This window comes from Paenibacillus sp. FSL P4-0081, assembly GCF_000758565.1.
Taxonomy (GTDB): Bacteria; Bacillota; Bacilli; order Paenibacillales; family Paenibacillaceae; genus Paenibacillus_AQ; species Paenibacillus_AQ phytohabitans.
In genome coordinates this window covers 4,868,659-4,885,628 of record NZ_CP009280.1, presented here as the reverse complement: position 1 = coordinate 4,885,628, position 16,970 = coordinate 4,868,659, and the positions used below count along the sequence as shown (strand labels likewise).

Annotated in this window: 17 protein-coding genes; all 17 read left to right on the top strand. The window is 52.2% G+C overall.

The window, feature by feature from the left end:
* The first annotated feature begins 4 nt into the window (after positions 1 to 4).
* Entirely contained in the window at positions 5 to 472 is a 468-nt protein-coding gene (gene rimP, locus P40081_RS20765) for a ribosome maturation factor RimP (RefSeq protein ID WP_039295269.1), read from the top strand.
* 26 nt (positions 473 to 498) lie between these two features.
* Positions 499 to 1,596: a transcription termination factor NusA gene (gene nusA / locus P40081_RS20760; protein ID WP_039295270.1), complete on the top strand. Its 1,098-nt coding sequence runs from the start codon at positions 499 to 501 to the stop codon at positions 1,594 to 1,596.
* A 30-nt stretch (positions 1,597 to 1,626) separates the two neighbouring features.
* Entirely contained in the window at positions 1,627 to 1,935 is a 309-nt protein-coding gene (gene rnpM / locus P40081_RS20755; protein ID WP_036692616.1) for an RNase P modulator RnpM, read from the top strand.
* On the top strand, positions 1,928 to 2,251 hold the full coding sequence (locus P40081_RS39065; protein ID WP_039295273.1) for a YlxQ family RNA-binding protein: 324 nt from the start codon (positions 1,928 to 1,930) through the stop codon (positions 2,249 to 2,251). The genes rnpM and P40081_RS39065 overlap by 8 nt, the downstream gene beginning before the upstream one ends.
* Positions 2,244 to 4,949 (top strand): translation initiation factor IF-2, encoded by a 2,706-nt coding sequence (gene infB, locus P40081_RS20745; RefSeq protein WP_042138118.1) that lies wholly within the window; start codon positions 2,244 to 2,246, stop codon positions 4,947 to 4,949. The genes P40081_RS39065 and infB overlap by 8 nt, the downstream gene beginning before the upstream one ends.
* Before the next feature lie 18 nt (positions 4,950 to 4,967).
* Complete coding sequence (gene rbfA, locus P40081_RS20740; RefSeq protein ID WP_039294844.1) at positions 4,968 to 5,315, top strand: 30S ribosome-binding factor RbfA; 348 nt, start codon at positions 4,968 to 4,970, stop codon at positions 5,313 to 5,315.
* 27 nt (positions 5,316 to 5,342) lie between these two features.
* Complete coding sequence (locus P40081_RS20735) at positions 5,343 to 6,323, top strand: DHH family phosphoesterase (RefSeq protein WP_039294842.1); 981 nt, start codon at positions 5,343 to 5,345, stop codon at positions 6,321 to 6,323.
* Positions 6,320 to 7,234, top strand: coding sequence for a tRNA pseudouridine(55) synthase TruB (gene truB / locus P40081_RS20730; protein WP_042138116.1), 915 nt, complete (start codon positions 6,320 to 6,322; stop codon positions 7,232 to 7,234). The genes P40081_RS20735 and truB overlap by 4 nt, the downstream gene beginning before the upstream one ends.
* Positions 7,235 to 7,271: 37 nt before the next feature.
* A complete protein-coding gene (locus tag P40081_RS20725) occupies positions 7,272 to 8,219 on the top strand; it encodes a bifunctional riboflavin kinase/FAD synthetase (RefSeq protein WP_042138114.1) in 948 nt (315 codons plus the stop codon).
* Between the two features lie 150 nt (positions 8,220 to 8,369).
* A complete protein-coding gene (gene rpsO / locus P40081_RS20720; RefSeq protein ID WP_019910460.1) occupies positions 8,370 to 8,639 on the top strand; it encodes a 30S ribosomal protein S15 in 270 nt (89 codons plus the stop codon).
* A 222-nt stretch (positions 8,640 to 8,861) separates the two neighbouring features.
* Positions 8,862 to 10,964, top strand: a complete 2,103-nt coding sequence (gene pnp / locus P40081_RS20715; RefSeq protein ID WP_039294832.1) for a polyribonucleotide nucleotidyltransferase — start codon at positions 8,862 to 8,864, stop codon at positions 10,962 to 10,964.
* 257 nt (positions 10,965 to 11,221) lie between these two features.
* Positions 11,222 to 12,208 (top strand): polysaccharide deacetylase family protein, encoded by a 987-nt coding sequence (locus P40081_RS20710; RefSeq protein ID WP_042138112.1) that lies wholly within the window; start codon positions 11,222 to 11,224, stop codon positions 12,206 to 12,208.
* A 79-nt stretch (positions 12,209 to 12,287) separates the two neighbouring features.
* On the top strand, positions 12,288 to 13,553 hold the full coding sequence (locus P40081_RS20705; protein ID WP_042138111.1) for a M16 family metallopeptidase: 1,266 nt from the start codon (positions 12,288 to 12,290) through the stop codon (positions 13,551 to 13,553).
* Positions 13,531 to 13,977, top strand: a complete 447-nt coding sequence (gene dut, locus P40081_RS20700; protein WP_179093590.1) for a dUTP diphosphatase — start codon at positions 13,531 to 13,533, stop codon at positions 13,975 to 13,977. Before P40081_RS20705 ends, dut begins: the two co-directional genes overlap by 23 nt.
* 426 nt (positions 13,978 to 14,403) lie before the next feature.
* Positions 14,404 to 15,300: a dipicolinate synthase subunit DpsA gene (gene dpsA / locus P40081_RS20695; protein ID WP_042138106.1), complete on the top strand. Its 897-nt coding sequence runs from the start codon at positions 14,404 to 14,406 to the stop codon at positions 15,298 to 15,300.
* Positions 15,301 to 15,897, top strand: a complete 597-nt coding sequence (locus tag P40081_RS20690; RefSeq protein WP_039294817.1) for a dipicolinate synthase subunit B — start codon at positions 15,301 to 15,303, stop codon at positions 15,895 to 15,897.
* Between the two features lie 134 nt (positions 15,898 to 16,031).
* Positions 16,032 to 16,931 carry a dipicolinate synthase subunit DpsA gene (gene dpsA / locus P40081_RS20685; protein ID WP_042138104.1) on the top strand — a complete coding sequence of 300 codons (900 nt, stop codon included), beginning with the start codon at positions 16,032 to 16,034 and terminating at the stop codon, positions 16,929 to 16,931.
* Positions 16,932 to 16,970 lie beyond the last annotated feature (39 nt).

The following is a 16,970-nucleotide window of genomic DNA, read 5'->3' as shown; positions in this document are numbered from 1 at the left end:
TCTTTTGAGCACACCCAAATCCAAAATTAAACAGACGGTAGAGCAACTGCTTGGGTCCTATCTCGAGGACAATGGTTTCGAACTGGTGGACGTTGAATACGTGAAAGAAGGCTCCAATTGGTTCCTGCGCGTATTCGTAGATAAAGAAGGCGGCATCGATATCGATGACTGCGGCACCATCAGCGAATATATCAGCCAGAAGCTGGATGAGAATGATCCGTTTCCCGAAGCTTATTTCCTTGAGGTTTCCTCGCCCGGAGCTGAACGTCCGCTCAAGAAAGCTGCGGATGTTGCCAAAGCGGTTGGCAAGGATGTATATGTAACGGTGTATGAGCCGATTCAAGGACTCAAAGAATTCGAAGGTCGTTTGCTCTCGTTCGAGAACGAGGAACTGCTCATCTCCGCGGGCAAAAAAGAACATGTAGTACCGTACGCCAAGGTCGCCAGTGCGAGATTGGCCATTATTTTTTAACGTCTTGAAAGGGGGACCGGAATTTCATGAGTATGGAGTTTATCGAAGCTATGAATGAACTGGAAAGGGAGAAAGGCATCAGCAAGGATGTGCTGTTTGAAGCCATCGAAGCTGCGCTGATCTCCAGCTATAAACGCAATTTCAATGCGGCGCAGAATGTGCGTGTGGATATGAACCGCAACACAGGTGTAATCAAGGTTTTTGCCCGCAAGCTGATTGTGGAGGAGGTTCTGGACTCACGGACAGAGATTTCTCTGCCGGGAGCCCGGGAGATCAACCCGCATTTCCAGCTGGAGGATATTGCCGAACTCGAAGTTACACCGCGTGATTTCGGGCGCATAGCTGCCCAGACTGCCAAGCAGGTTGTTACACAGCGTATCCGCGAAGCGGAACGCGGACTTATCTATAACGCTTTTATTGACAAGGAAGATGATATTGTTACCGGCCTTGTCCAGCGTCAGGATATGCGCAACATTTATGTGGATCTTGGTAAAATCGAGGCGGTTCTGCCGCTGGGCGAGCTTATGCCGGGCGAGAAATTCAAGCAGAGCGAGCGTATCAAGGCTTATATCACCAAGGTGGAGAATACGACCAAAGGACCGCAGATCATGCTGTCCCGCAGTCATCCGGGTCTGCTGAAGCGTCTGTTCGAGCTGGAAGTGCCGGAGATTTTTGACGGAGTGGTGGAGATTCGTTCCGTTGCCCGCGAAGCCGGCTTCCGTTCCAAAATCGCCGTGTTCTCGCGTAACCCTGAAGTCGATCCCGTTGGTTCCTGCGTAGGCCCTAGAGGTACACGTGTTCAGACCATCGTAACCGAACTTCGCGGCGAGAAGATTGATATCGTACGGTATTCTGAGCTTGTGCAGGAGTATGTGGCCAATGCGCTCAGCCCGTCCAAAGTGCTTGAAGTTCAGGTCTTTGAAGCTGAGAAAATGGCGCGTGTCATCGTTCCTGATTATCAATTGTCGCTGGCGATCGGCATCAAAGGGCAGAATGCCCGTCTTGCTGCTAAGCTGACCGGCTGGAAAATTGATATCAAGAGTGAGACTCAGGCAGAGCAGGAATACGGCAGACCCAGAACTTCTAATGATGAAATGCATCAGGATTCCGTCTCCATCGATTAATGAATCTGCTGACTGACGGGAGGCGCTACTATGAAGCAAAGAAAGGTGCCGCTGCGCAAATGCGTTGCCAGCCAAGAGATGATGCCCAAAAAAGAGCTGATTCGCGTGGTGAGAACGCCTGAGGGTGAAGTGCTCATTGACCTGACGGGCAAGAAGTCGGGCCGTGGTGCTTATATCTGCGGTAAACTGGAATACTTTAAGCTGGCACAAAAGACCAAAGCACTTGACCGAGCATTGAAATGTCAAGTGAGTCCTGAAATCTACGCCCAGCTTGCCCGGGATTTTGCATCCGTGGAGGAGCAATTTTTGGCAGCGAAGGATAGTGAGGACAATGAGTAAGACTCTTTCTTATTTAGGGCTTGCGATGAGAGCAGGCAAGATTGTCACCGGCGACGAGGCTGTGCTTAAGGCAGTGCGGTCTTCAGAGGCGAGGCTGGTCGTCCTGGCAGGTGACGCTTCAGATAATACCCAAAAGAAGTTCCGCGATAAGTGCGGGACCTACGATATTCCACTAGTAATCGCATTTCACCGGGATGAACTCGGTGCAAGTATTGGTAAAGACCAGCGCGTAGTGCTGGCCGTTACGGATAAAGGATTCGCGGAAATGATCTCCAGAACGCTTGGAGATACTGTCGGAGGTGGAGTTATTGACTAAAGAAGACAATAAGGATAAACTGCGCGTGTATGAATACGCGAAGTCTCTGAACATGAGCAGTAAAGAAATCATTACAATTCTGAAGCGTTTGAATGTCCCTGTGAATAATCATATGAGTGTCATGGAGAATGGCTCCGTGAACAAAGTTGAACAGTTCTTCAAGGACATCAAGTCAAACGCTGCAGCCAAGCGGGACACCGGCACCAGCAGCCGTCCGGTAACCACCGGCGCGGTAACAGCCGAACCCCAAAGTGCTCAGAATGCCAACAAAAATCAACCGGAAAAGCAGGTAGGTATGAACAGTAACCAAAACAACAACCAATCGACGACGTCCCCAAGGCCCCAAAGCGGACAAGATTCCCGCAGAACACAAACAACAGGTACAGCTCAGAATTCACGCCCGCAAGGCAGTTCCACTGGTAGCCGCCCGCAAGGCAGTTCCACTGGCAGCCGCCCGCAAGGCAGCTCCACCACTGGCAGCCGCCCGCAAGGCAGCTCCACCGGCGGCAGCCGTCCGCAAGGCAGCTCGACTGGCGGTAGCCGTCCACAAGGCAGCTCCACCGGCGGCAGCCGTCCGCAGGGCAGTTCCACCACTGGCAGCCGTCCGCAGGGCAGCTCCACCGGCGGCAGCCGTCCGCAGGGCAGCTCCACCACTGGCAGCCGTCCGCAAGGTCAAGGCGGCGCACCCCGTACAGGTGACCGTCCACAAGGTCAAGGTACTGCACCACGCACGGGCGACCGCCCGCAGGGTCAAGGCAACGCAGGCGGAGATTTCTCCCGCGGCGGCGACAGAGGTCCGAAGAAGAATGCTACTGGCGGCAGACCGAACAATAACAGCGGCCAGAAACGTTTTGATGACGGCAAAGGCGGCAACTTCCGCGGCCGTGGCGGCAAGAACAACCGCGGCAGAAACCAGCCGATGGTACACCGTGAGAAGATTGACAACACACCGAAGAAGATTATTGTCCGCGGCAGCATGACGGTTGGTGAGACCGCGAAGCTGCTTCACAAGGATGCTTCGGAAGTGATTAAGAAGCTGATCTCGATGGGCGTTATGGCCACGATCAATCAGGAGCTTGACATCGACACGATCCTTCTTCTGGCCGGCGAGTTCGGTGTAGAAGTAGAAGTGAAGATCCCGGTAGATGAAGACAGCTTCGAAACCGTGGAAGAGAACGATTCCGACGATGATCTGCAGTCCCGTCCTCCGGTTGTAACGATCATGGGTCACGTTGACCATGGTAAAACAACCTTGCTCGATGCCATCCGTTCCACGAACGTAACTGGCGGAGAAGCAGGCGGAATTACGCAGCACATCGGTGCTTACCAAGTCGAAATCAACCACAAGAAAATCACGTTCCTTGATACACCGGGCCATGAAGCGTTCACCGCTATGCGTGCCCGTGGTGCCCAGGTTACGGATATGACGATTATCGTTGTAGCTGCCGATGACGGTGTTATGCCGCAGACGGTAGAAGCAATCAACCATGCCAAGGCGGCCGGACTTCCGATCATTGTTGCAGTTAACAAGATCGACAAGCCAGGTGCGGACCCTGATAAGGTGAAGCAGGAGCTTACAAGCTATGAGCTGGTTCCGGAAGAGTGGGGCGGCGATACGATCTTCGTCAACCTGTCGGCCAAACAGCGCATCAACCTGGAAGAGCTGCTGGAAATGATTCTGCTCGTTGCTGAAGTAAATGAGTACAAAGCGAACCCGGACAAACGGGCACGCGGTACTGTTATAGAAGCTGAGCTTGACAAAAACCGTGGACCGGTTGCCCGTATTCTCGTACAGAACGGTACGCTGAAAGTCGGCGACGCCTTTGTAGCAGGTAACTGCTTCGGACGCGTACGTGCCATGGTCAATGACAAGGGACGCAAAATCAAAGAAGCGGGACCTTCCACACCAGTGGAAATTACCGGTTTGACTGAAGTGCCGCAGGCGGGCGATCCGTTTATGGCCTTTGAAGATGAGCGCAAGGCCCGTGCGATTGCGGACAGACGTTCGACTACGCAGCGCCAGTCTGAGCTGAACACGAACACCCGTGTAACATTGGATGATCTGTTCAAGCACATCAAGGACGGAGAGATCAAAGATCTCAACGTGATTATCAAGGGTGACGTACAAGGTTCGGTAGAGGCGCTGAAAGGCTCCCTGGCCAAGATCGAAGTTGAAGGTGTTCGCGTGAAGATCCTTCACAGCGGTGCCGGAGCGATTACGGAATCCGACATTACCTTGGCAGCAGCATCCAACGCTATTGTCATCGGCTTCAATGTTCGTCCGGATACCCAGACGAAAGCTGCAGCGGAGCAGGAGAAAGTGGATGTGCGTCTGCATAACATCATCTACAATGTAATCGAAGAAATTGAAAGTGCCATGAAGGGGATGCTTGATCCCATCTACAAAGAGAATGTTATCGGCCATGCTGAAGTGCGCAATGTGTTCAAAATCAGCAAAGTGGGTACCATTGCAGGTTGTATGGTTACTTCCGGCAAAATTGCCCGCAACGCTGAAATGCGCCTGATCCGCAGCGGTATCGTTGTCTTCACAGGCAAGATCGACACCTTGAAACGTTTCAAAGATGATGCTAAAGAAGTGGCGCAGGGTTATGAATGCGGCATAACTTTGGAACGCTATAATGATGTCGTTGAAGGCGACATTATCGAAGCGTTCATTATGGAAACGGTAGAGCGCTAAGCGAAGAGGTGAATATAGATGTCTAAAATCAGAGCCGGACGGGTTGGCGAACAGATTAAGAAAGAACTGAGCCAGCTCATCCAAAGCGGACTAAAGGACCCGCGCGTCGGGTTCGTAACTGTAACTGGCGTAGATGTGACAAATGATTTGTCACAGGCCAAGGTATACCTGAGCGTATTCGGGGACGAGGAGCAGAAGTCAGACTCGCTCAAGGCGATTGAGAAAGCTAACGGCTTTCTCCGCTCGGAGCTTGGCAAAGCAATCCGCCTGCGCCATACTCCAGAGCTGATCTTCAAGATTGACGAATCCGTTGCTTACGGAAGTCATATTGAGAAGCTGCTCGGAGAAATCGGCAAAACCGAATAGAGCTACGGAACATAAAGGAGACGGCGAATGCAGAGCTATGAACAAAGTCTCCAGCAGACCCGTAAGTTTCTGCTGGAACACGACGATTATCTTGTAGTGTCGCATGTTCAGCCGGACGGAGATGCAGTCAGCTCCACCCTCGCGGTGGGCTGGCTTCTCTCATGTCTGGGCAAAAAATATTGTATGCTGAACGAGGGCCAGATTCCGCAGCGTATGGAATATTTATGGCATGCCGATCAAATTGTCAATCTGTCTGCTGCGGGCGAACTGCCGCGCCAGTACAGCAATGTCATTTGTGTCGACTGTGCGGATTTTCAGCGTGTAGGACTTACCCAGCGTCATTTCACCAGTGATGCACTTATCGTAAATATAGATCATCATCCCACCAATAATGGGTACGGTGCCGTAACGCTCATCAAGCCGGATGCGGCTGCGACAGCAGAGATTCTGTTCGACCTGCTGAAGACGTTTGAGGTGGAATGGGATATCGATATTGCCACGGCCATTTATACCGGACTCTTAACAGATACCGGCGGTTTCCGTTATAACAACACTTCTCCTAAAGTGATGGCAGCTGTATCCGAACTGCTGGCATTAGGCGTGAATGGACCTGAACTGGCTGAGACCCTGCTTGAAGAGATGACTCTCCCGCAGGTGAAGGTGCTCAACCGGGCACTTAGTACACTGCAGCTCAGTCCTGAAGGGGATATTGCCTGGGTGTACGTCACACCGCAGGATATGCTGGATTGTAATGCGGCCAACGAGGATCTTGAAGGGATTGTCAATTATCCGCGTAATATCCGCGGTGTTGAAGTAGGCATTCTGTTCAAGGTAATCGATGAGCATGCGGTGAAGGCCAGCCTGCGTTCAGCAGGTAAGGTCGATGTCGCGGCGCTGGCGCAGGTCTTCGGCGGCGGCGGGCACACGCGTGCTGCGGGAGCCCGCATTAACGGAAGTCTTGAAGAGGCGGTAGCGCAGGTGCTTGAGGAGGTTAAACGTCATCTATGAGTGAACTTACAGGTGTTCTGGCCGTATATAAGCCGGCAGGGTTCACTTCACATGATGTTGTGGCCAAGGCGCGGCGGATTCTCGGCATGAAGCGGATAGGACATACCGGTACACTTGATCCCCAGGTGACCGGAGTGCTGCCGCTGTGCCTGGGACGGGCCACGCGGGTGGTTGAGTACATCCAGGAGCTTCCCAAGGAGTATGTTGCTACGCTGCGGCTGGGACTTGCCAGTGATACAGAGGATTTAACAGGGACGATTACGGAATCAGTTGAAGAGGTTCAGGTTACGGAAGCTGAAGTGCTGGCTGTCCTGAATTCCTTCAAAGGTGTGATTTCACAGGTTCCCCCGATGTATTCCGCAGTGAAGGTGGATGGCAAGCGTCTGTACGAGTTAGCCAGAGAAGGCAAGACGGTGGAACGTAAGAGCCGTGAAGTGGAAATTTATGAGATTGAAATGCAGGATATGGTCTGGAGCGGCAATTATCCCGATATCACGTTCCGGGTATTATGCTCCAAAGGAACGTACATCCGTACCCTATGCGTGGATATCGGGCGTGCGCTAGGAGTGCCGGGTGTGATGGTGAAGCTGGAGCGGACCATGTCGGCAGGGATATCTGCCAGTCATTGCCTGACCCTGGAGCAAATTGCTGAACATAAGGAAGCAGGTACGCTGGAAGAGCATTTAATTGCCGCCGATGAGGCGATTTCGCATTTGCCCAAACATATGGTAGCCGAGGAGAAGAAGAAAGCCGCCCTGCAAGGGCAGCGTCTGTCGCCCCGCTTTGTGGCACCTGAAGTGAAGGGCAGCGGAGATTTCCGGCTCTATGATCTGCAAGGGGAGTTTCTGGGCATCTATGCTTTAGAAGCTACCGGTGCGATTGCTCCTGTTAAAGTGTTTGCACAGGCTTAAACTTTTAATTTATTTGTGAATGTAGGTGAGAAACAGCGTGAGAACCGTAACCTTAAGCTATCCTATGTTGCCGGAGACGGCAGCAGAGTGGGCGCAGCCTCAAGTAGTTGCCCTGGGGCAGTTCGACGGACTGCACCGCGGACATGCCAGCGTCATAACATCTGCTGTAGCTCTTGCCCGCCAGGCAGGTGTACCTGCAGCTGTCATGACCTTTTACCCCCATCCTAAGGATGTTATGGGTAAAGGTGACTATGAAGGATATTTGACACCTTCCAGGGACAAGCAGGAGCTGCTTGCCGGGATGGGCGTTGATATTTTATATATTATTGCATTTAATGAAGAACTCTCCCGGGTTAGCCCGGTGGACTTTGTCTCTGTAATGCTGCTGCCGCTGCAGATTGTAACCGCCGTTGTCGGTTTCGACTTCCGGTTCGGCTACAAGGGCGAAGGTGATGCGGATACGCTTCGGGAGCTGGGGCAGGGTGTTATGAATGTAGAAACGGTCTCCCCGTTTCTTCTCGAAGGGGAGAAGGTCAGCAGCTCCGGCATCCGCAAGTGCCTGCTGACCGGGGAACTGGATAAAGCCAATGCCTGGTTTGGACGTTGTTATCACCTGCGCGGAATTGTAGGTCATGGAGAGAAGCGGGGCCGGACCATCGGGTTTCCAACGGCGAACCTGCAGCTCGAAGACCGCTATGTCATTCCGGCCAAAGGCGTGTATGCCGTCAAGGTATTTTACAAGGAAGATGTATTGTACGGTGTGATGAATGTCGGCGTGAAGCCTACGTTTCATGACGGGATGATTGCTCCAAGCTTCGAAGTGCATCTGTTTGATTTTGCGGGAGATATTTACGGGCAGGAGCTTAAGGTAGAGCTGGTCTCCTTTATCCGTTCTGAACGCAAGTTTGAGTCCATCCAGGCCTTGATCGCCCAGATCGGCGCAGATGCCGAGACAGCCAAAGGGCTTCTGGGATATCATTCCTAATCTTTCCCGGACATGCCGTTTACTTTTGTCTATGAAGGTGCTATACTGATTAACGTTGCTGGAATGACAGCAGCATAACCTTAGCTTGGTTGCTTGTTCTCACCGACGGTGACGAGGCTACTGGCGATTATAATGAAGGAGGTGAACAGGATGGCATTGACTCAAGAACGTAAACACCAATTGATCGACGAGCACAAAACTCACGAATCCGATACTGGATCCCCTGAGGTGCAAGTTGCTATCCTTACGGAGAACATCGTTAATTTGACTGACCACTTGCGTACGCACAAGAAGGATCATCATTCCCGTCGCGGACTGCTGAAGATGGTTGGACAACGTCGTAAACTGCTGGCGTATTTGAAGAACAAAGACATCAGACGTTACAGCGCCCTGATCGAAAAACTGGGATTGCGTCGTTAATTTTCCATAAGTAGAGCCCTAAAGCAGCCTGGTTGTATACCGTGTGTCCTTCTTACGAGCGACAGCGGGACAGCCGGGTTGCTTTTTGAAAATTTAGGGTAAACTTTTACAGTAGATAAGTGGATATTATTCGCAAAAACGGCTAGATCACCTCGTGGAGGACAAGCCGTTTTTGCTTGTAGAACATACAGAACAAATTACTATCATTCAAGGAGGGGTTTTATGGAACAACGTGTGGAAATGCAGCTGGGCGGAAGACGCCTTGTGCTGGAAACAGGCCGTCTGGCCAAACAAGCGAACGCAGCCGTTATGGTACGGTACGGAGATACTTCAGTATTGTGTACGGTTACAGCATCCAGTGAGCCTAAAGATCTGGATTTCTTCCCGCTTACGGTGAACTATGAAGAAAGATTGTACGCGGTGGGTAAAATCCCGGGCGGATTCATCAAGCGTGAAGGACGTCCAAGTGAAAAGGCGATCCTGTCGAGCCGTCTGACCGACCGTCCGATTCGTCCATTGTTCCCGGAAGGATTCCGCAATGACGTTCAAGTATTGAACCTGGTTATGAGCGTGGATCAGGACTGTGCGCCTGATATTGCAGCTATGATCGGTACTTCTGCTGCTCTGAGTATTTCCGATGTGCCTTTCAACGGTCCAATCGGGGGCGTAGCTGTAGGACGTATTAATGGTGAATTCATCATCAACCCTGATGTAGCCCAGCAGGCAATCAGCGATATCTATGTCGTTGTAGCCGGTACTAAGGACGCTATCATGATGGTTGAAGCTGAAGCCAATGAAGTTACTGAAGATGTAATGCTAGAAGCGATCATGTTCGGACATGATGAAGTCCGCAAGATCGTAGCTGTGATTGAACAGCTCGTAGCCGTTGCCGGCAAAGAAAAGATGGCTGTGAAGCTGCATGCGGTTAACGCTGATGTAAACGCGCAGGTTCGTGCCTATGCGGAGAGCCGTCTGGTTGACGCCGTGAAGATTGCCGAGAAGCATGCCCGTCAGGATGCTATCGATCTGGTTAATAATGAAACGGTGGAGTATTTCGCAGAGAAATACATAGAGACACCAGAACTTCTTAAAGATGTTAAGGAAGTGCTGCATGATATCGTGAAGGACGAAGTAAGACGTCTGATCACCCATGATAAGGTACGTCCGGATGGCCGTAAGCTGGATGAGATTCGTCCGATTGAATGCGATACAGCGCTGCTGCCGCGTACACACGGTTCCGGTCTGTTCACACGCGGACAAACACAGATCCTTAGCGTTTGTACACTGGGCGCGCTGGGGGATGTACAGATTCTTGACGGAATCGATCCGGCTGAAACCAAACGTTTTATGCATCATTACAACTTCCCTCCGTTCAGCGTAGGGGAAGCCCGTCCGCTGAGAGCACCGGGACGCCGCGAAATCGGCCACGGCGCACTGGGTGAACGCGCATTGTCCAAAGTGATCCCAAGTGAAACTGAATTCCCGTACACCATCCGTCTCGTATCGGAAGCCATCGAATCCAATGGTTCGACTTCCCAGGCGAGTATCTGTGCCAGTATCCTGGCGATGATGGATGCAGGGGTGCCAATCAAGGCGCCGGTAGCCGGTGTTGCAATGGGTCTGATCAAAGACGGAGAGCATGTCTCCATCCTGACAGATATTCAGGGTATGGAAGATCACCTCGGCGATATGGACTTTAAGGTAGCGGGAACAGCGGAAGGCGTAACGGCGATTCAGATGGATATCAAAATCGACGGCATCGACCGTAAAATTCTGCAGGATGCGCTTCAGCAGGCCAAAGAAGGACGTATGTTCATCTTGGGTAAAATGAATGAAGCAATCTCTGCGCCTAGAACAAGCCTGTCCAAATATGCTCCAAAAATCATTATCATCAACATCAATCCGGACAAAATCCGCGATGTTATCGGTGCTGGCGGTAAGATCATTAACAAAATCATTGAAGAAACCGGCGTAAAGATCGACATCGAGCAGGATGGCCGTGTCTTCATCGGCTCCTCCAACGAAGAGATGATCCAGAAGGCCCGCGGCATTATCGAAGGCATTGTGCGTGAAGTACAGGTCGGCGAAATTTATGTCGGTACTGTTAGACGTATCGAGAAGTTCGGCGCATTCGTTGAACTGATTCCTGGTAAAGACGGCCTCGTGCATATTTCCCAGCTGTCCACAGAACGTGTGGCTAAAGTGGAAGATGTTGTTGCCATCGGCGATACCATTACCGTTAAGGTAACCGAAATCGACCAGCAGGGCCGCGTCAATCTGTCGCGCAAAGCTGTGCTGACTTCGGAAAGTGGAGCGAAGGCGTAAGAAATAGCATCGCCTGCGGTTTTCCGGTAATCTAATTAAATGTATGAAGAAGAGACAGAAGCATTACCGTTCTGGCTCTTTTTTTCTAGCAATTAACCGGCAGTACTCAGGTGCGGATTGTATATGGCAGTGGGCTGCCTCTATGCGTTTATGCATATTCGGCGCTTTTCATACATAGGCTGGGACAAAGCGTCCTTGCACTTTTACCCTTGTGCCGGGACGGATCAGACCGTTTCTGCCGGGGAGGAAAGACGTCAATGAAGACGGACAAAGCAGCGCTTGTGCTGGCCTGCATTGCAGTAGTAATCGGGATCGGCAGCACGAATGGACCGGTCAAAGAGATGATTGCCGGGCTTAAGCCGCAGGCCGATAAGGCTGTGCTGAGCTATGCGCCAAAGGAAACGAACGATGAATTGCGCGCGCAGATTGCCGGAAAGGCAGCGGAGCTGAATGCGCAGCCTGTTGATGCTGTCGTTGACCGGGTGTGGAAAGCCATACCGGGGTACAACGGACTTGAGGTGGATGTGGAGGCAACCTACCGGAACGCGCTTTTGCGGGGGCCGGCGGACAGCCTTAAACTGGTGTACCGCCAGACAGAGCCGAAGGTATCGCTGAGTGATCTGGGAGCGCAGCCGATCTACCGGGGCAATCCGGCCAAACCGATGGTGTCGCTGATGATTAATGTAGCGTGGGGGAACGAGTATATTGTGCCGATGCTGGATATTCTGGATGCGGAGAAGGTCAAGGTAACCTTTTTTCTGGATGGAAGCTGGCTTAGTCATAACAAGGAGCTTGCAGCCGAAATGCTGAAGCGCGGACATGAAGTGGAGAACCATGCCTACACCCATCCCAACATGAGTACACTCAGCCGCGCGCGGGCAACGGCCGAGATTGAGAAGACACAGAAGCTGCTGAAGGATAGCCTGGGGGTAACCAACAAATGGTTTGCTCCGCCTTCAGGTGATTTTAATCAGCAGACGGTGGAGATTGCAGCTTCGCTGGGACTAAAAACGGTCTTATGGACGCTTGATACGGTCGATTGGCGACATCCTTCTCCGGATTCGGTTATTGCCAAGATCAGCAGCAAAGCGGAGCCCGGAACCCTGGTACTGATGCACCCTACAGACTCCTCTTCCCAGGCGCTGAGGGGAATGATCCGGGGGATTAGAGCCAAGGGTCTGCAGCTGGGAACCGTCAGTCAGACACTCTCAACAGAGCGTATTACACCTCGGGAAGTTGAGTGAACGGATTATTTCTGATAGGATAAGAGGCGCGAATAATAAATACAGACAGATACAGGGGCTGTGCCAGGAGGATTTTACATTGGACAAAATATTATTATCGAACGGACTTCGGGTGGTTACCGAGAAAATCCCTACCGGAAGATCCGTATCCTTCGGAATCTGGGTCAAGACAGGCTCACGCAATGAGAACCCGCTGAACAACGGGATTTCCCATTTTATCGAGCATATGCTCTTCAAGGGAACTGACCGGTACAGCGCGAAGGAGATCGCCGAACAGTTTGATGCGATTGGCGGCAACGTTAACGCGTTTACCTCGAAGGAATATACATGCTATTATGCCAAAGTGCTGGATGAGCATCTGCCGATTGCTGTGGATGTGCTTGCGGATATGTTTTTCCGTTCACGGATGGATGCCGAAGAGCTGGCCAAGGAGAAGAATGTCATTCTGGAGGAAATCTCCATGTGCGAGGACACGCCGGATGATCTGGTCCATGAGCTGATGTGTGCCGCTGCATACGGCGAACACCCGCTGGCTTACACGATACTCGGACTCAAGGAACGTCTGCTGGAAATGACGCCGGATGACCTGCGTGCATACATGAAAGAGCAGTATACGATCGAGAATACAGTAATCAGCGTAGCCGGAAATATTAATGACGGGCTGATTGAGTTGCTGGAGCAGCATTTTGGCTCATTCGCGAACCACGGTGAATCGCCTTCGCTGACTGAACCGGATTATCAGGGGGAGCTGGTCTTCCACAAGAAGAAAACAGAGCAGAATCACATCTGCATCTCCTTGCCCGGTGTGAAGAGCGGCGGCCCTCTGCAGTATCCCATGGCTCTGCTGAACAATGCCTTCGGCGGCGGCATGAGCTCGCGGCTGTTCCAGGAAATCCGTGAGAAGCGCGGTCTGGCGTACTCAGTATTTTCGTATCATAGTGCCCAGGCCGACAGCGGCTTGTTCACCGTATATGCCGGCACAGCGCCGAAGCAGACCAAAGAGGTTACCGAGCTGATCAAAGAAATGCTGCACGATCTTGCTGTGAACGGCCTGAGTGAGGATGAACTCCGCAAAGGCAAGGAGCAGCTGAAAGGCAGTCTGATTCTGAGTCTGGAAAGCACCAGCAGCCGGATGAACCGGATGGGCAAAAACGAGCTGATGCTTGGACGGCAGGATACCCTCGATGAGATGATTGCCAAAATAGGGGCCGTGACCATGGAGGATATCAATGCGCTGCTGGACTTTATGTTCGCACAGCCGTTGTCTCTGGCTATGGTAGGCTCAACAGATAAAGCGATAGCCAATGTTAGGAGAGATGATCTTGTCTTATTACGTTCAAATTAACAAGCTTCCCGGGAATGAGGATGTGCAGCTGCCCTGCAAAATGTCCGAACAGGCCTCAGGGTATGACCTGTATGCCGCTGTAGCAGAGGCTGTGGTGCTTGCTCCGGGCGAGCGTGCATTAATCCCCACTGGAATCTCCCTGGCCATGCCGGACGGGCTGGAGGCGCAGATCCGTCCGCGCAGCGGCCTGGCCCTGAAGCACGGCATCACCTGCCTGAATACCCCGGGTACCATCGATGCGGATTACCGTGGTGAGATTAAGGTGCTGCTGATCAACCTGGGTCAGGAGCCGTTTGCGATTGCCCGCAATGAGCGGATTGCCCAAATGGTATTCCAGGCTGTGCCATCTGTAACGCTGGTGGAAGTCAGTGAGCTCTCTGAAACGGAGCGCGGCGCCGGCGGCTTTGGACATACGGGTAAATAATTAGCGGGATCAATATTTATGATTAATTTAAAAAGCTTGCGGAACTGCACTTTCCTGGTGCGTAACCGCAAGCTTTTTTTATATTTTGTCATATGCATAGATGATTTAGCTTCTATTTGGCTGAGCCGTTAGTCTGTCTTGCACAGCTATCTCATACTGCTTCTCCCGCGGGTTATCCCGGTGATCGATAATATCCTGAACCGTTGTATAGGCTTCGATATCAGGGGGAATTGCATTAGCCGGATCGCGGCTGGGGTCGGGGAGGGTGGATTTTAAATTTTTAGTTGATTACAGATTGAATATTGCAGAAACCCAGTGATTTATTTCGGCGCTGGCTGGAATTCATCTCCGCTCTTCACCCATCCGCACCACACGGCATAAGATGCTCTATAGTCGAATGTGTATGTGGAAAGGAGCGTCATCCCTATGCTTACTGGCATCAGGATCGTGTTCCTGGGCGGGGACGCGAGACAAATTGAAGTGATTCGGAAATGTGTGGAAATGGATGGGTCGGTAAGCGCTGCCGGGTTCGACAAGTGGGATGCCCCAAGCCCGGGGGTTAACCTGGAACAAATGTCGGCAGAATTACTCAGCAGCGCAGATGTGCTGGTGCTGCCGGCTGTCGGCTGCGATGATGAGGGTTATATTAATGCGGTATTCGCTTCAGAACGCCTGCAGCTGCTGGAAGAGCATATTGCTGCGCTGCCGTCCCGGGCTATCGTGTATACCGGCATGGCCAAAAGCTATTTGCGCGGCCTGTGTGCCAGACATTCACTCAAGCTGGTGGAGCTGCTGAACCGGGACGATGTGGCTATTTACAATTCAATCCCCACAGCTGAGGGTGCACTGGTTATGGCCATACAGAATACCGATTTCACCATCCATGGTTCTACCTCCATGGTGCTCGGAATGGGCAGGACGGGATTCACCATGGCCAGGGCACTGCAAGGCATGGGTGCAAGTGTAAAAGTAGGTGTAAGGAAACAGGAGCATTACGCAAGGGCAGAGGAAATGGGCTGGAAGCCGTTTATGACCGGAGATCTGCTGCTTCACGTACCGGAAGCGGATCTGATCTTCAATACCATTCCGAGCATGATTATTAACGCACAGGTTCTATCGCGTCTTCAGCGGCACTGCGTGATCATCGATCTGGCTTCCGCACCGGGCGGGTGCGATTTCCGCTATGCCGAGAAGCGCGGGATCAAGGCGATGCTGGCACCGGGACTTCCCGGTATTGTGGCCCCCAAGAGCGCCGGAATCATTATGGCTAATGCACTGGTACAGTCGTTATCAGGCGAGACTTCAATCAGGGGGGACGAATAAATGGATTGGCATGGAAAAACAGTTGGTTATGCAATTACCGGCTCTCACTGCACCTTTGCCGAGGTAATGCCGCAGATTCAGCGGTTCATGGATGGCGGCGCCAACGTGGTGCCGATTGTATCGGCATCTGTGCTGAACACGGATACGCGCTTTGGCACATCGGAAAATTGGTTAAAACAGTTGAAAGATATAACGGGGAATGATATCATTTCTACAATTGTTGAAGCGGAACCGCTGGGTCCTTCGAAGCTGCTGGATGTACTTACGATTGCTCCCTGCACAGGGAACACAACAAGCAAACTGGCGAATGCCATGACGGACAGTCCGGTGCTGATGGCTGCCAAATCGCAGATGCGCAACGGGCGTCCGCTGGTGCTGGCGATCTCCACCAACGATGGGCTGGGCCTGAATGCGGCGAATATAGCTAAGCTGCTGGTAACTAAGAATATTTATTTTGTGCCATTCGGCCAGGATAATCCGGTTGCAAAGCCTAACTCGCTTGTCGCCCGGATGGACCTTATTCCTGAGGCTTGTTATGCAGCCCTGCAAGGCAGCCAGCTGCAGCCTATGATTATCGAACGGTTTCATTCAGCATAGCATTACGGCTCTTCACAGCAGCCAAGCACATACGTAACATATCTGCCGTCCTCATCTTGAGGGCGGTTCAACACTTTATTCAGCAGGTTAAGGCTGGAGCATTGATCAGGGTTGAGGAAAGGGGCATCTTCCTTATGCTTACTAGCATCAGGATCGTATTCCTGGGCGGGGACGCAAGACAGCTCGAAGTGATCCGCAGATGCGTAGAGATGAATGCGGCGGTAAGTGCCGCGGGGTTCGACCAGTGGGAGACTCCGGTTCCGGGGGTGAGTCTGGAACCGATGTCGGCAGAACTGCTCGGCACAGCCGATGTACTGGTGCTGCCCGTGGCAGGATGCGATGAGGAAGGAAAGCTTAACGCGCTGTATTCCTCCGGTCCGCTGCAGCTGCTGGATGAACATATCGCGGCGCTGCGGGCAGATTGTATAGTATATACTGGTATGGCCAAAAGTTATTTGCGCGCCTTGTGTTCCAGGCATTCACTGAAGCTAGTGGAGCTGCTGGACAGGGATGATGTGGCGATATACAATTCTATCCCTACAGCGGAAGGCGCGCTGGTAATAGCTATTCAGAATACCGATTTCACCATACATGGCTCCAATTCATTGGTGCTGGGCATGGGCAGAACCGGTTTCACGATGGCTAGAACCCTGCAAGGCCTTGGAGCCAGAGTATCCGTGGGGGTCAGGAAGCCGGAGCATTACGCCCGTGCTGAAGAAATGGGCTGGAAGCCTTTTATGACCGGGACACTGCAGCTTCATGTGGATGATATTGACCTTATCTTCAATACCGTTCCCGGCATGATTCTTACGGCAGAGGTTCTTTCGCGTGTGCCCAGGCAGTGTGTAATTATTGATCTGGCTTCGGCTCCGGGCGGCTGTGATTTCCGGTACGCGGAGAAGCGCGGGATTAAGGCAATCCTGGCTCCGGGCCTTCCAGGAATTGTCGCACCGGCAAGTGCAGGGAAGATTATGGCTGGCGCATTGCTGCAGTCGATTTCGGACGAGGTTCTGCATACGCTAGGCAATGAATGAACCGTTAGAGATTAACACTTGTATTCAGTATTTCAAGGT